Source organism: Pseudomonas sp. P5_A12, assembly GCF_056400685.1.
In genome coordinates this window covers 1-16288 of record NZ_JBFUKU010000115.1, presented here as the reverse complement: position 1 = coordinate 16288, position 16288 = coordinate 1, and the positions used below count along the sequence as shown (strand labels likewise).

Here is a 16288-nt window from a genome sequence, read left to right as displayed (position 1 = left end):
GCGTCACTGGACGCGGAGCGTCCCTTGAGGCATTCCCACGCAGAGCATGGGAACGATCAGCCCGAAGAAAACTAGCGCTGATGCACCAGATTCCCCGCCGCATACGTCTGCAGAACAGTGCGGTCATCCCCCAGCGTCATCAACACAAACAACGTCTCGGCAATGTTGTTCGCCTGCCTCAAGCGATAGCTCAGCAGTGGCGTGGCGTTGTAGTCCAGCACCAGGAAGTCCGCATCGGTGCCCGGTTGCAGCGTGCCGATCTTGTCTTCCAGCCGCAGCGCTCGCGCACCGCCGAGCGTAGCCAGGTACAGCGACTTGAACGGGCTCAGACGCACGCCTTGCAGCTGCATGACTTTGTACGCTTCGTTCAAGGTTTGCAGCAGTGAAAAACTGGTGCCGCCGCCCACATCGGTACCCAAGCCGACATTCAGTTTGTGTTTCTCGGCCATCGGCAGATTGAACAGGCCACTGCCAAGGAAGAAGTTCGAGGTCGGGCAGAAGGCGATGGCCGAACCGGTTTGCGCCAGTCGTGCGCACTCGTCGTCGCACAGGTGCACGCCATGGGCAAATACCGAGCGCTCGCCCAGCAATTGGTAGTGATCGTAGACGTCCAGATAGCCTTTGCGTTCCGGGAACAGCTCTTTGACCCACTCGATTTCTTTCAGGTTTTCACTGATGTGGGTCTGCATGTACAGGTCCGGGTATTCGCTAAGCAACTGGCCGGCCAGAGTCAGTTGTTCCGGGGTGCTGGTCGGGGCGAAACGCGGGGTGACGGCGTAGTGCAAGCGGCCCTTGCCGTGCCAGCGCTCGATCAGCGCCTTGCTGTCGACGTAGCTGGATTCGGCGGTGTCGGTCAGGTAGTCCGGCGCGTTGCGGTCCATCATCACCTTGCCGGCGATCATGCGCAGGTCGAGCTGTTCGGCGGCTTCGAAAAACGAGTTCACCGATTGCGGATGTACGCTGCCGAACACCAGCGCAGTGGTGGTGCCGTTGCGCAGCAGTTCCTTGATGAAAATGTCGGCTACTTCATCGGCGTGAGCCTTGTCGGCGAACTGGCTTTCGCACGGGAAGGTGTAGGTATTGAGCCAGTCCAGCAGTTGCTCGCCGAAGGCGCCGACCATGCCGGTTTGCGGCATATGGATGTGTGTGTCGATGAAGCCCGGAGTGATCAACGCATCCTGGTAATGGGTGATCTCGATATCGGCCGCCAGTGTCGGCAGCAAATCACTGGCGTGGCCGAGCGCGCTGATCTGGCCGTTATCGACCACCAGCAAGCCGTCTTCGAAATACTCGTATGAGGCTTCGATCCCGACTTCGGCGGGGTCGGCAATGCTGTGCAGGATGGCGGCACGGTAGGCTTTGCGAGTCAAAGGCATGGGAGTTCTCAGTTAGAGGCTTGACTGCGGCGAGAAGCAGGCAGCAGTTTGGCAATCGATGATCCGGCGCTGGCAGTCTGCTGGCCGAAATTCGCGTTATAGGTGGCGATGATTTCGCCGGCGATGGAGATGGCTATTTCCACAGGCAACTTGCCTTTGACTTCGCCGATGCCCATCGGGCAGCGCATGCGTTGCACAACGCTGTTATCGAATCCGCGGTCGCGCAGGCGGTGTTCGAACTTCACCCGTTTGGTTTTCGAACCGATCAGGCCGAAGTAGGCGAAGTCGTTGCGCTTGAGGATCGCGGCGGTGAGTTCGAGGTCGAGCTGGTGATTGTGAGTCATGACGATGCAGTAGYTGCCAGCGGGCAGGTCGTCGATTTCATCCACAGGTTCTTCACTGACAATCTTGCGTACGCCGTGGGGAATCTGTTCAGGGAATTCGTCTTCCCGTGAATCGATCCAGCGTACCCGGCAAGGCAGGCTGGCGAGCAGCGGCACCAATGCGCGGCCGACATGGCCGGCGCCGAACACGGCGATCTGCGCCTGGACCTGGCCCATCGGTTCGAACAGCAAAACGGTCACGCCGCCGCAGCACTGGCCGAGGCTGGCGCCGAGGCTGAAGCGCTCCAGGTGCGTGTCCTGTTTACCGCTGGCGAGCATGTCGCGGGCGATCTGCATGGCCTTGTATTCCAGATGCCCGCCACCGATGGTGTCGAAGGACTGGTTGGCGCTGATGACCATCTTCGAACCGGCATTGCGCGGCGTCGAGCCGAGCTCTTCGATGATGGTGACCAACACGCAGGGTTCACCCTGGGATTGCAGGTCGGCGAGGGCGTCGATCCAGTTGTACATGTTTCACCTCTCACGATCGTTCCCACGCTCCGCGTGGGAATGCATCTCTGGACGCTCCGCGTCCGCTGTTCACAATGCGACGCAGAGCGTCGCTGGCTGCATTCCCACGCAGAGCGTGGGAACGATCATCAAACGACCTCGGCCTGGATTTCGACAGTCTTCGCCACCTTCAACTGCCGCATCTGCTCACAGCCCCACAACACCCGCTCCGGCGTTGCCGGTGCGTCGATTTTCGGTTGGTGCTTGTAGTCACCGAGACTCGCCACGGCGTCCTTGATCGCACACCACGACGCAATGCCCAGCATGAACGGTGGCTCGCCCACGGCCTTGGAATGGAACACCGTGTCTTCCGGGTTCTTGCGGTTTTCCACCAGCTTCACCCGCAGGTCCAGCGGCATGTCTGCCACGGCCGGGATCTTGTAGCTGGCCGGGCCGTTGGTCATCAGTTTGCCCTTGTTGTTCCACACCAGTTCTTCCATGGTCAGCCAGCCCATGCCCTGGATGAATCCACCCTCGACCTGACCGATGTCGATGGCCGGGTTCAGCGAGGCACCGACGTCGTGGAGGATGTCGGTGCGCAGCATTTTGTACTCGCCGGTCAGGGTGTCGACGATCACCTCGCAGCACGCTGCGCCAAAGGCGTAGTAGTAGAACGGTCGACCCCGCGCCTGGCTGCGGTCGTAGAAGATTTTCGGGGTCTTGTAGAAGCCGGTACTCGACAGCGACACCTGGGCGAAATACGCCTGCTGGATCAGCGCTTCAAACGTCAGAATCTGATCGCGAACCCGCACGTGGCCGTTGTGGAATTCCACGTCTTCTTCGCTGACCTTGTAGTGCCGTGCGGCAAATTCGACCAGGCGTTTCTTGATGATTTCAGCCGCGTTCTGTGCCGCTTTGCCGTTCAGGTCGGCGCCGCTGGACGCCGCCGTTGGCGAGGTGTTTGGCACCTTGTCGGTGTTGGTCGCGGTGATCTGCACGCGGTCCATTTCCACCTGGAACACTTCGGCCACGACCTGCGCGACTTTGGTGTTCAGGCCCTGACCCATTTCAGTGCCACCATGGTTCAGGTGGATGCTGCCGTCGGTGTAGACGTGGATCAGTGCGCCGGCCTGGTTGAGGAAACTGGCGGTGAAGGAAATACCGAATTTCACCGGGGTCAGCGCCAGGCCTTTTTTCAGGATCGGGCTGTTGGCGTTGTAGCGACGGATCGCTTCGCGGCGCTCAAAGTACTGGCTGCTTTCTTCCAGTTCGGCGGTCATTTCTTCGAGCATGTTGTGCTCGACGGTCTGGTAGTAATGCGTGACGTTGCGTTCGGTCTTGCCGTAGTAGTTGGCCTTGCGCACGGCCAGTGGATCGAGGGCCAGATGGCGGGCGATCGCGTCCATCACTTCTTCAATCGCGACCATGCCTTGTGGGCCACCAAACCCACGGTAAGCGGTGTTCGACGCAGTGTTGGTCTTGCAGCGATGACCGTTGATGGTCGCATCGCCCAGGTAGTACGAGTTGTCAGCGTGGAACATCGCACGGTCGACAATCGACGCCGACAGGTCCGGCGAGCAACCGCAGTTGCCCGCCAGTTCCAGCGCGATGCCGTGCAGGCGGCCGGTGCTGTCGAAGCCGACGTCGTACTCGACGTAGAACGGGTGGCGCTTGCCGGTCATCAGCATGTCTTCAACGCGCGGCAGGCGCATTTTGGTTGGCTGGCCGGTCAGGTGTGCGATCACGGCGCACAGGCACGCAGGACTTGCGGCCTGAGTTTCCTTGCCACCGAAACCACCGCCCATGCGGCGCATGTCGACAACGATTTTGTTCATCGATACGTCGAGTACTTCGGCAACGAGCTTCTGCACTTCGGTCGGGTTCTGCGTCGAGCAGTAGACGATCATCCCGCCATCTTCAGTCGGCATCACCGAAGAGATCTGGGTTTCGAGGTAGAAGTGTTCCTGGCCACCGATGTGCAGCGTGCCCTGGATGCGATGTTCCGCCGTTGCCAAAGCCCCGGCAGAATCGCCGCGCTGATGGGTATGGCTGTCGAGCACGAAGTGGCGTTTGCGCAGGGCTTCGACCACGTCTAGCACCGGCTCCAGATCTTCGTATTCGATGATCGCGGCCATGGCGGCCTTGCGTGCGGTTTCGAGGTCTTTCGCAGCAACGGCGAGCACCGGCTGACCGACGAACTGCACATCATCGATGGCCAGCAGCGGGTCGCCTGGCAGCAGTGGGCCGATGTCTTTCAGGCCCGGCACGTCTTCGTGGGTGATGGCGATGCGCACGCCTTCGAAGGCGTAGCAGGGCTTGGTATCAATGCTGATAATTTTCGCGTGGGCGCGGTCCGACAGGCGTGCGTAAACGTGCAGCTGGTTCGGAAACTCCAGGCGGTCGTCGATGTACTGCGCTTCACCGGACACGTGCTTGGCGGCGCTGTCGTGCTTGACGCTGCGGCCGACACCGGTGGTCAGGTCCTTGGCGAACAGTTCAGCCAGTTCGGCTTGGGTCTTCTCTACAGCGTGATGATTAGACATAAGCGGTCACCCGAGTCTCGATGTGCGGTGTTTGCAGTTCAATGAAGTATTTGCGCAGCAGGTTTTGCGCGCTGAGCAGGCGGTATTCCTTGCTGGCGCGGAAGTCCGAGAGCGGCGTGAAATCTTCGGCCAGTGCGGCGCAGGCGCGTTCGACGGTGGCGTGATTGAACGGTGCACCGAGCAACACTGTTTCGCAGGCGCTGGCACGTTTCGGAATGGCTGCCATGCCGCCGTAGGCGACGCGGGCATCAGCGATTACGCCGTTTTCCAGACGGATATTGAACGCGGCGCAAACGGCGGAGATGTCATCGTCCAGACGCTTGGAAACCTTGTAGGCGCGGAACAGCTGTTCGGCGCTGGCGCGGGGCACGATGATCTTCTCGATGAACTCGCTTTCCTGGCGCGCGGTGACGCGGTAATCGATGAAGTAGTCTTCAAGGGCCATGGTGCGGCGGATTTCGCCTTTGCACAGGACGATCTGCGCGCCCAAGGCGATCAGCAGGGGAGGCGAGTCACCGATGGGCGAGGCGTTGCCGATGTTGCCGCCGAGGGTGCCCTGGTTGCGGATCTGCAGCGATGCAAAACGTTGCAGCAATTCACCGAAGTCCGGGTACTCGGCCTTCAACGCTTCGTAGCAATCGGAGAGGGCTGTTGCAGCGCCGATTTCCAGGCGATCGTCAAAATGCTCGATGCGCTTCATCTCGGCGACGTTGCCGACGTAGATCATCACCGGCAAGGTGCGGTGGAACTGCGTGACTTCCAGCGCCAGGTCCGTACCACCGGCCAGCAGGCGGGCTTGTGGGTAGGCGTCATAGAGGTCGGCCAGGTCAGCGACGGTCAGCGGCACCAGGCAGCGCTTGTCGCCGCTGTTGAGTTCGCCGATGGACGTGGGGGCAATGGCTTTCAGGCGCGCGATGGTGTCGGCTTCCCGCGCATCGAACTGGTCCGGTTGCTTGCCGCAGCAGGACTGCTCGGCGGCTTGCAGAATCGGCCGATAGCCAGTGCAGCGGCAAAGATTGCCGGCCAGCGCTTCGTGGGCTTTGTGCTGGTCCGGTGCATCGCTGTTCTTTTGCAGGGCGAACAGCGACATCACGAAGCCCGGAGTGCAGAAGCCGCATTGCGAACCGTGGCACTCGACCATGGCTTTTTGCACGCTGTGCAGTTCGCCCTGGTGTTTGAGGTCTTCGACGCTGATCAGTTGTTTGCCGTGCAGCGACGAGACAAACGTCAGGCACGAGTTGAGGCTGCGATAGCGAATGTGTTCGCGGCCATCGTCATCCGTTTGCAACTCGCCGACCACCACGGTGCAGGCGCCACAGTCACCGCTGGCGCAGCCTTCTTTGGTGCCGGGTTTGCCCACATGGTCGCGCAGATAGTTGAGCACGGTCAGGTTTGGGTCCAGGGCGTGCTCGCTACGGAGTTCCTGGTTAAGTAAAAACTGGATCACGGAAGGCCTCGCAGACTCATTATTGTTGTTAACCGACTAGGACCGAATTTAGCAGGTCTGACTTTTCGGTCAATGATTTTCTGACTTTAGGGTCAGGAAGCGGCATTTTGTCGGTAAACCCTTCATTCCTTCATTATTGACCCTCGCGCACTTGCCTGCTTTTTTGCTTGAATCGTGCCAAAACCGCCGAGTGGGCCCTGCGCCATGACCTATCAAGTGCGCTACACTGCGCCGCCTGTGCAGATCGAAGAGTTTGAAGGACAACCATGACGTTCAAGGCACCGGACAGCCTCGCCGAGCAAATTGCTCACCACCTCGCCGAACGCATCATTCGCGGCGAAATGAAGCCCGGGGAGCGCATTCAGGAACAGAAGGTCACGCTGGCACTCAATGTCAGCCGCGGCTCGGTCCGTGAGGCCCTGCTGATCCTTGAGCGTCGCCACCTGATCGCGATCCTGCCGCGACGGGGTGCCCATGTCACCGAACTCACTGCGCACAAGGTGCAGAGCCTGTGCGCGCTGATGAGCGAGCTGTACATTCTGCTCGGCAATGCCGTGGCCAACGGCTGGCAAACACAGGCTGACATGGCGCCGTTCGTGCAAATCCAGCAGCGCCTGGCCGCCAGCTACGAGCGTCAGGACATCCGCACCTTCGTCGACGACAGCTTCAATGTGATGCGCGCCGCGTATCCGTTCGCCAACAATCCGTACTTGCAGGAAACCGTCGAGAATCTGCAGCCGGCCATGAGCCGCGCGTATTTCCTCGCCCTGGATCAGCGCAAGGCCTCGATGAGCGAATTCCTGGAGCTGTTCGAACGCCTGCTCGCCGCGGTCCTGAATCGTGACTTTCCGCAGATCCGCGAAGTGCTGACGGCTTACGGTCAGCGTAGTTGCGATCTGGTGGTTTCTGCCCTGACGGACGCTTAAGCGTGCGGCTCAAGTGCATCAAGCTGGCGGGGTTCAAATCCTTCGTCGATCCGACCACTGTGAACTTCCCCAGCAACATGGCTGCAGTGGTCGGGCCCAATGGTTGCGGCAAATCGAACATCATCGACGCCGTGCGCTGGGTGATGGGCGAAAGCTCGGCCAAGAACTTGCGCGGCGAGTCGATGACCGACGTCATCTTCAACGGTTCGACCAGTCGTAAACCGGTGAGCCAGGCCAGCATCGAGCTGGTGTTTGATAACTCCGACGGCACTCTGCTTGGCGAATACGCCGCTTATGCGGAAATTTCCATTCGCCGCAAAGTGACCCGCGATAGCCAGACCACCTACTACCTCAACGGCACCAAGTGCCGCCGTCGCGATATCACCGATATCTTTCTGGGGACAGGCCTGGGCCCGCGCAGCTACTCGATCATCGAGCAGGGGATGATTTCCAAGCTGATCGAGTCCAAGCCCGAAGACCTGCGCAACTTTATCGAAGAAGCGGCGGGCATCTCCAAGTACAAGGAGCGCCGGCGCGAGACGGAAAACCGCATCCGCCGCACCCACGAAAACCTTGCGCGCCTGACCGACCTGCGCGAAGAGCTTGAGCGTCAGCTCGAACGCTTGCACCGCCAGGCCGAGGCGGCGAAGAAGTATCAGGAATTCAAAGGCGAAGAGCGTCAGCTCAAGGCCCAACTGTCGGCTTTGCGCTGGCAGGCGTTGAACGAGCAGGTCGGTCAGCGTGAAGCGGTGATTGGCAACCAGGAAGTCACCTTCGAAGCCTTGGTCGCCGAGCAACGCAATGCCGATGCGAGCATCGAACGCTTCCGGGACGGGCACCATGACCTGTCCGAACGCTTCAATCTGGTGCAAGGACGCTTCTATTCGGTCGGCGGCGACATCGCCCGGGTCGAGCAAAGCATTCAGCACGGGCAGCAACGCCTGCGCCAGTTGCAGGACGATCTGAAGGAAGCCGAGCGCGCACGCCTGGAAACCGAATCGCACCTGGGCCACGACCGCACGCTGTTGCTGACCCTCGGCGAAGAGCTCGACATGCTCACGCCGGAGCAGGAAGTCACCAGCGCCGCCGCCGAAGAAGCCGCCGCCGCGCTGGAAGAATCCGAAACCACCATGCATGGCTGGCAGGAGCAGTGGGACACGTTCAACCTCACGGCTGCCGAGCCGCGTCGTCAATCCGAAGTCCAGCAATCGCGCATCCAGCAGCTGGAAACCAGCATGGAGCGTCTGGCCGACCGTCAGAAGCGCCTCGGGGAAGAGCGCGCGTTGCTCTCGGCGGACCCGGAAGACGCGGCGATCATGGAACTCAGCGAACAGCTGGCGGCCAGTGAAGCCACGCTCGAGGATTTGCAGGCCAGCGAAGAAGCTCAGGTCGAACGCCTTGAACAACTGCGTCAGGAACTGCAATCAGCCCTGCACAATCAGCAACAGGCGCAAGGCGATTTGCAGCGCCTCAACGGTCGTCTGGCGTCCCTTGAAGCGTTGCAGCAAGCCGCGCTCGATCCTGGGACCGGCACCGCCGAATGGTTGCGTGAGCAGCATCTGGCGGATCGCCCGCGTCTGGCTGAAGGCCTGAAGGTTGAAGCGGGTTGGGAGCTGGCGGTGGAAACCGTGCTCGGCGCCGACCTGCAAGCGGTGTTGGTGGACGACTTCGGCGATTTCGACCTGGCCGGTTTTGCCCAGGGCGATTTGCGTTTGCTCAGCCCCGCCAGTGATGGCTTGCGCGTGCCGGGCAGCCTGCTCGACAAGGTTGAGGCGCAGATCGATTTGTCACCGTGGCTGGGGCAGGTCAAACCGGTCGACAACCTCGAACAGGCGTTGGCACTGCGCGGTCAATTGACCGCAGGGCAGAGCCTGATCAGTCGTGATGGTTACTGGGTCGGTCGGCACTTTTTGCGCGTGCGTCGGGCCAGCGAAGCCGAAAGCGGCGTACTCGCGCGCGGTCAGGAAATCCAGCGCTTGACCGAGGAGCGCGAAGAGCGCGAAGCCACGGTCGAAACCCTGGAAACCCAACTTCAAAACCTCAGGGCGCAACAGCGTCAGCAGGAAAATGGTCGCGAACATCTGCGCCGTCTGCTGCAAGACGAAGCGCGCCAGCAAGGCGAATTGAAAGCACAACTTTCTGCCGGCAAAGCCAAGGCTGAACAGCTGACGTTGCGTCGTACGCGCCTCGACGAAGAGCTGGCCGAGCTGAGCGAGCAGCGTGCGCTGGAACACGAAAACATCGGTGAAGCGCGCCTGCAATTGCAGGAAGCCCTCGACGCCATGGCGCTGGACACCGAGCAGCGTGAGTTGCTGCTGGCCCAGCGCGACAGCTTGCGCGAGCGACTGGATCGGGTGCGTCAGGAAGCCCGGCAGCACAAGGACCACGCGCATCAATTGGCGGTGCGTCTCGGTTCGCTGAAGGCGCAACACGACTCGACGCGCCAGGCGCTGGAGCGGCTGGAGATGCAGTCCGAGCGCCTGACCGAAAAACGTGAACAGCTCAGCCTCAATCTGGAGGAGGGCGAGGCGCCACTGGAAGAGTTGCGGCTGAGATTGGAAGAACTGCTCGACAAGCGCATGACCGTCGACGACGAACTCAAGACCGCGCAGATCGCCCTGGAAGACGCCGACCGCGAACTGCGCGATGCCGAGAAACGGCGTAACCAGGCTGAGCAGCAGTCGCAGTTGATTCGCGGCCAGATGGAAACCCAGCGCATGGAATGGCAAGCCCTGACCGTGCGCCGCAAAGCCCTCGAAGAGCAATTGCACGAAGACGGCTACGACCTGCACGGCGTGCTCGCCACACTGACGGCCGAGGCCAACGAGAAAGACGCCGAAGAAGAACTCGAACGCATCGCTGCGCGCATTCAGCGCCTCGGTGCGATCAACCTGGCGGCCATCGATGAATACCAGCAACAATCCGAGCGTAAGCGATATCTGGATGCGCAGAACGATGATCTGGTGGAAGCGCTGGACACGCTCGAGAACGTGATTCGCAAGATCGACAAGGAAACCCGTAACCGCTTCAAGGATACCTTTGATCAGATCAATGGCGGTTTACAGGCGCTTTTCCCAAAAGTTTTCGGTGGAGGACGCGCGTATTTGGAACTGACGGGCGAAGATCTACTCGATACAGGGGTAACGATCATGGCGCAGCCGCCAGGGAAGAAGAACAGCACCATCCATTTGCTCTCCGGCGGCGAAAAAGCCCTGACTGCTTTGGCTCTGGTTTTTGCGATCTTCAAATTGAACCCGGCGCCGTTCTGCATGCTCGATGAAGTTGACGCGCCACTGGATGACGCTAACGTTGGACGCTACGCACGACTGGTCAAAGAGATGTCGCAAACGGTGCAATTCATCTATATCACCCACAACAAGATCGCCATGGAAATGGCCGAACAACTGATGGGTGTAACGATGCATGAACCGGGTTGCTCGCGTCTGGTGGCCGTGGATGTCGAGGAGGCGATGGCGATGGTGGATGCCTGACGGCCAGCCTCTAGTTGCAAGCTTCAAGCTGCAAGTGAGGTGGCTTGCAGCTTATAGCTTGAAGCTTGTAGCTGCGCAGCCCTGTAAAGTTGCCTTTGGTCGTGCTAGTTTAATGTCAATTTTTCGTATACGTGGGCAAAACGCCTGTCAGAACATAGAGTTGGCGCCACGTTTTAAAGCGGTTTACGAGTTGTAAACCCCTTATTTTTCAGCATTTTTTATAGAGGCACGGGATTACATGGAAATCGGTCTGCGCGAGTGGCTGATCGTCATCGGCATTATTGTCATTGCCGGTATTCTTTTTGATGGCTGGCGCCGGATGCGCGGCGGCAAGGGAAAACTGAAATTCCGTCTTGATCGAAGTTTGTCCAATTTACCGGAAGAGGAGGCCGGCGCCGAGCTGTTGGGTCCCCATCGTGTATTGGATACGCAGAAAGAACCGCAACTGGACGAGCACGATCTGCCGTCGGTGAGCATGCCTGCCCGTGAACCACGCGAATCCGGTTCCAAGCGCGGCAAGCGTGGCCATGGCGAGCCTTCCCAGGGCGACATGAACCTCAGCCTGGACCTGGACGGCGGCCCGAGCTTCAGCAGCCGTGACGACGATTTCCCGGATGACACCAAGGCCTCGTCAGCCGTCAGCGAAAAAGATCATCCACAAGCTGAAGAAGTGCTGGTGATCAGCGTGATCTGCCGTGACGCCGCCGGTTTCAAAGGCCCGGCGCTGTTGCAGAACATTCTGGAAAGCGGTTTGCGTTTCGGTGAAATGGACATCTTCCACCGTCACGAAAGCATGGCCGGTAATGGCGAAGTTCTATTCTCCATGGCCAATGCGGTCAAACCGGGTGTCTTTGATCTGGATGACATTGACCACTTCAGCACCCCGGCCGTGAGCTTTTTCCTCGGCCTGCCAGGCCCGCGTCACCCCAAGCAAGCCTTCGACGTGATGGTGGCTGCGGCGCGCAAACTGTCCCAGGAGCTGAATGGCGAACTGAAGGACGACCAGCGCAGCGTGTTGACCGCCCAGACGATTGAGCACTACCGTCAGCGCATCGTTGAATTCGAACGTCGCGCCCTGACCCAGAAGCGCTAAGGTCAAAAAATCGCAGCCTCGTTTCACTCGACAGCTCCTACAGAAAATCGCTATCCCTGTAGGAGCTGTCGAGTGAAACGAGGCTGCGATCTCTTGATTTTGATGATATGAGATTGAGCAGCCTCGGCTGCTCTTTTGCTTTATGAGAGAACACCCATGACCGCCGCCAAAAACCGCATTCTAGAGCTGCGTGCTGAGCTGGATCAGCACAACTATCGTTATCACGTACAGGATGAGCCCAGCATTCCGGACGCCGAATACGATCGTTTGTTCCACGAGCTCAAGGCCCTTGAAGCGGCTAACCCCGAACTGATCACCAGCGATTCGCCGACCCAGCGCGTGGGTAGCGCAGCGTTGTCGGCGTTCACTCAAGTGCGTCACGAAGTACCGATGCTCAGCCTTGGTAACGCCTTCGAAGAAACCGACATGCGCGAGTTCGATCGCCGGGTGACTGAAGGCCTGGACTTGCCGGCCGGTGATCTGTTCGGTGGCGGTGCGGCGGTGGAATACAGCTGTGAACCGAAACTCGATGGCCTGGCCGTCAGCCTGCTGTATCAGGACGGCGTGCTGGTACGCGGCGCGACGCGCGGCGACGGCACTACTGGCGAAGACATCAGCGTCAACGTGCGCACTGTGCGCAACATCCCGCTCAAGCTGCACGGCACTGGCTGGCCTGCGACCCTGGAAGTGCGCGGTGAAGTGTTCATGTCCAAGGCCGGTTTCGAACGGCTCAATGCCACCCAGCTGGAAGTCGGCGGCAAGACCTTCGCCAACCCGCGTAACGCGGCAGCGGGTAGCTTGCGACAGCTGGATTCAAAGATCACTGCCAACCGCCCGCTGGAATTCTGCTGCTACGGCATCGGCCAGATTTCGGCGGACATTGCCGACACGCACATTGGTAATCTCAAGCAGCTACAGGTGTGGGGCATGCCGATCAGTCATGAGCTGAAACTGGCGCACGGCATCGACGAATGCCTGGATTACTACCGCGACATTGGTGAGCGTCGAAACGGGCTGGCGTACGAAATCGACGGCGTGGTGTTCAAGGTCAACAGCATCGCCTCTCAGCGTGAGCTGGGTTTCCGCGCTCGCGAGCCGCGTTGGGCGATCGCGCACAAGTTCCCGGCCATGGAAGAGCTCACCGAGCTGCTCGACGTCGAGTTTCAGGTCGGTCGTACCGGTGCTGTCACGCCGGTGGCGCGCTTGAAACCGGTCAAGGTGGCCGGTGTCACCGTGGCCAACGCGACGTTGCACAACATGGATGAGGTTGCGCGTCTGGGCCTGATGATCGGCGATACGGTGATCATTCGCCGTGCGGGTGACGTGATTCCCCAAGTGGTGCAAGTGGTGCTTGAGCGCCGACCGGAAGATGCTCGGCCGGTACAGATTCCCGAGCAGTGCCCGGTGTGCGGTTCGCAGGTCGAGCGCACGCAACTGGTCAAGCGCAGCAAAGGTCGCGAGACCGTCAGCGAGGGCGCGGTGTACCGTTGCGTCGGTCGTCTGGCCTGTGGTGCGCAGCTCAAGCAGGCGATCATTCACTTCGTTTCCCGTCGCGCGATGGACATCGAGGGCCTCGGGGACAAGAGCGTCGAGCAACTGGTTGACGAAGGCCTGGTGAGTTCGCCGGCCGATTTGTATGCCCTGAAGTTCGACGACATTGTCGATCTGGAAGGGTTTGCCGAGGTGTCGAGCAACAAGCTGCTGAGTGCCATCGAGGACAGCAAAAAGCCGAGCCTGGCGCGGTTTATCTATGCCCTCGGGATTCCCGATGTCGGCGAAGAGACGGCCAAGGTGCTGGCGCGCTCGCTCGGCTCGCTGGAGCGGGTTCAGCAAGCATTGCCGCACGTGCTCACGTACTTGCCGGACGTGGGTCTGGAAGTGGCTCATGAGATCCACAGCTTCTTTGAAGATGCGCATAACCAGCAAGTGATCGAAGAACTGCTCAGGCACGGCTTGCAGATTCAGGATCAAGGCGAACTGGGCGCCGAGTTTGCGGCGAGCACTACGCTGGGCGGGCTCCTCGACAAGCTGCACATCCCTTCGGTAGGACCGGGTGGAGCGCAGAAGCTGGCGGACAAGTTTGGTTCGCTGCAAGCGGTGATGAGCGCTGACTGGCTAGACATGCGTCAGGCGCTGCCGGAGAAGCAGGCCAATTCGGTTCGCGAGTTTTTTGCGGTCGAGGACAACCGCCAGCTCGCTGAGGCTGCCGAGAAGCAGCTGCGCGATTTTGRCATGCATTGGCAGAGCGAGAAGAAAGTCGTCGAAGGCTTGCCGCTGGCAGGGCAGACCTGGGTGTTGACCGGTTCGCTGGAGTTGATGAGCCGCGACATCGCCAAGGACAAACTTGAAAGCCTGGGTGCCAAGGTGGCAGGTTCGGTGTCGGCCAAGACCCATTGCGTGGTGGCGGGGCCGGGGGCGGGTTCCAAGTTGGCCAAGGCTAATGAGCTGGGGTTGAAAGTGCTCGATGAAGAAGCGTTCGTTGAATTCCTGAACCAACACGGCATCCCTGTCGAGTAGTGRTCGTTCCAACGCTCCGCGTGGGAATGCCGCCCCGGACGCTCCGCGTCCCTGTGACGCGGAGCGTCACTAGATGCATTCCCACGCAGAGCGTGGGAACGATCTTCACCGGAGAATGATCTAGTCTTGGCAACCCCCAGGGAGAGATCGCCATGCACCGCTTCTTCGAACAGCTCAGCTCGCGCATCGCCGCGCCCTTCATCGGTGGAAGCTCGCGTAACAGCAAGGTCTGGCAGTGCCGTTGCGGGCAGTCGCTGTTCTTTCGCAACAGCCAGTGCCTGGCCTGTTCGGCAGCGCTGGGTTATCAGCCCGAACAAAGTCGCTTGTCGTCGCTGCAACCGGCTGAGCAGGCTGATACCTGGCGGCTCGATGCCGACCCGCAAGCTGGTGTGTTCCGCCGCTGCGCCAATCTTGATTCCCCGGCTGCGTGCAACTGGCTACTCCCGGCCAATGACCACGATGCGCTGTGCATCGCCTGTAGCTTGAATCACACCATCCCTGACCTGTCGATCCCGGAAAACCACGACCGCTGGTGCAAGGTGGAAACGGCCAAGCGTCGACTGGTCGCGCAGTTGGTCAGCCTGGGTTTGCAGGTGATTCCCAAAACCCTCGACGAAGAAACCGGTCTGGCGTTTGATTTCGTCGGTGTCGACCTGGAAGGCAAGTCGCCAACCACTGGGCACGCCAACGGCCTGATCACCCTCGACATCAAAGAAGCCGATGACGCCCACCGCGAGCAGCTCCGGGTGCAGATGCACGAGCCCTATCGCACGTTGCTCGGGCATTTTCGCCATGAGGTCGGGCATTATTACTGGGACCGGCTGATCGCCAACAGCCAGTGGCTGGAACCGTTTCGCGGACTGTTCGGTGACGAGCGCGCGAGCTACGCAGAGGCGCTGGAACGGCATTACCAGCAGGGCGCGCCGCTCGACTGGCAGCAGCAGTGCGTCAGCGCCTACGCGACCATGCACCCGTGGGAAGACTGGGCGGAAACCTGGGCGCACTACCTGCACATGATGGATGCGGTGGACACCGCCCTGGGGTTTGGCATGAGTGCGCGGGAAATGGATTTCGATTACCCGCCCTTTCAGTCGAGCACGCTCTACGAGCCGCAGCATCCAGGCGGCGCGGCGTTTCTGGCGTTCGTCAAGGCGTGGCTCGAACTGGCCGGGATGCTCAATGAGCTGTCACGCAGTATGGGACAGCCGGATTTCTATCCGTTCGTCCTGCCGCCAGCCGTGATCGCCAAATTACACTTCATTCACCTGGTGATCCAGCAAGAAGGCGGCAGGGCGGATGAAGTGTTGCAAGACCTGTAGATGGCTGTGTTCCATGGCTTTGCATGTCCTTGAAGCTGTTCATTTTTTTTAATCAGCACCAACGGTTGTAACTTCGTCTCAGATAGGTACAATGGCGCGGCTCGCCGTCAGGTGAGCGTCGTTATGGTGACCCCATCGGTCCCCCCGCAACGATCAACCGTGAACCCGGTCAGGCCTGGAAGGGAGCAGCCGCAGCGGTGACATTGTGTGCCGGGGTGTGGCTGGTGGGGTTACCACCTATCTAAAAAACCGTTGGAAATCAACGCGTTATCAGTCAAAAAATCTCGAAGTGGAACAGCGTTCAGGTACACCTAAGTGGTGCACTGTGCTGACCATATTGCCTTGATCATTTTTCTCTCGCCAACCCTCAATAAATGTCTTTCGACAGCAATGTGAAGGGTGTCTTCACCAGGATTTTCAGATCCAGCCACAACGACCAGTTATTGATGTACTTGAGGTCGATCTCGACGCGCTTCTGCATTTTGTCGATGGTGTCGGTCTCGCCGCGGCACCCGTTGATTTGAGCCAACCCGGTAATTCCCGGTTTGATCCGGTGGCGAGCCATGTAAGCGAGAATCTTGCCGGAGTAATAGTTGTTGTGAGCAACGGCATGAGGACGTGGTCCGACCAGCGCCATATGACCTTGCAATACATTGAACAACTGCGGCAGCTCATCGATTGAAGTACGCCGGATAAAGCGCCCGATCGGGGTAATCCGCGAGTCGTTACGACTGGCCTGCTTG

The 16288-nt window shown here is 59.9% G+C and carries 10 protein-coding genes and 1 other RNA gene; 6 read left to right on the top strand and 5 right to left on the bottom strand.

The features are described 5' to 3' along the window. Positions 1–71: 71 nt before the first annotated feature. The 4 genes from guaD to xdhA all read right to left on the bottom strand — a co-directional run bounded on the left by guaD (position 72) and on the right by xdhA (position 6199). A complete protein-coding gene (gene guaD, locus AC1DSG_RS16610) occupies positions 72–1376 on the bottom strand; it encodes a guanine deaminase (RefSeq protein ID WP_477791860.1) in 1305 nt (434 codons plus the stop codon). Between the two features lie 8 nt (positions 1377–1384). Next, positions 1385–2230, bottom strand: a complete 846-nt coding sequence (gene xdhC / locus AC1DSG_RS16605) for a xanthine dehydrogenase accessory protein XdhC (protein WP_477791859.1) — start codon at positions 2228–2230, stop codon at positions 1385–1387. A 128-nt stretch (positions 2231–2358) separates the two neighbouring features. Continuing rightward, on the bottom strand, positions 2359–4752 hold the full coding sequence (xdhB, locus tag AC1DSG_RS16600) for a xanthine dehydrogenase molybdopterin binding subunit (protein WP_477791858.1): 2394 nt from the start codon (positions 4750–4752) through the stop codon (positions 2359–2361). Then, positions 4745–6199, bottom strand: a complete 1455-nt coding sequence (gene xdhA, locus AC1DSG_RS16595; protein WP_477791857.1) for a xanthine dehydrogenase small subunit — start codon at positions 6197–6199, stop codon at positions 4745–4747. The genes xdhB and xdhA overlap by 8 nt, the downstream gene beginning before the upstream one ends. Positions 6200–6465: 266 nt before the next feature. Here xdhA and AC1DSG_RS16590 point away from each other — a divergent pair, with 266 nt between their 5' ends. From AC1DSG_RS16590 to ffs, 6 genes are all read left to right on the top strand, one after another. Next, complete coding sequence (locus tag AC1DSG_RS16590) at positions 6466–7125, top strand: GntR family transcriptional regulator (RefSeq protein ID WP_477791856.1); 660 nt, start codon at positions 6466–6468, stop codon at positions 7123–7125. Positions 7126–7127: 2 nt separating this feature from the next. Continuing rightward, complete coding sequence (smc, locus tag AC1DSG_RS16585) at positions 7128–10616, top strand: chromosome segregation protein SMC (RefSeq protein ID WP_477791855.1); 3489 nt, start codon at positions 7128–7130, stop codon at positions 10614–10616. 238 nt (positions 10617–10854) lie between these two features. Continuing rightward, on the top strand, positions 10855–11709 hold the full coding sequence (gene zipA, locus AC1DSG_RS16580) for a cell division protein ZipA (protein WP_477791854.1): 855 nt from the start codon (positions 10855–10857) through the stop codon (positions 11707–11709). 156 nt (positions 11710–11865) lie between these two features. Then, complete coding sequence (gene ligA, locus AC1DSG_RS16575; protein ID WP_477791853.1) at positions 11866–14226, top strand: NAD-dependent DNA ligase LigA; 2361 nt, start codon at positions 11866–11868, stop codon at positions 14224–14226. A gap of 152 nt (positions 14227–14378) precedes the next feature. Then, a complete protein-coding gene (locus AC1DSG_RS16570) occupies positions 14379–15545 on the top strand; it encodes a zinc-binding metallopeptidase family protein (RefSeq protein WP_477791852.1) in 1167 nt (388 codons plus the stop codon). 133 nt (positions 15546–15678) lie between these two features. Continuing rightward, positions 15679–15775, top strand: an RNA gene (gene ffs / locus AC1DSG_RS16565) — signal recognition particle sRNA small type. Positions 15776–15912: 137 nt separating this feature from the next. Here the strand turns inward: ffs and AC1DSG_RS16560 are convergent. Continuing rightward, on the bottom strand, positions 15913–16288 hold a 376-nt coding region (locus AC1DSG_RS16560; protein WP_477791851.1), incomplete at its 5' end, for a sugar transferase.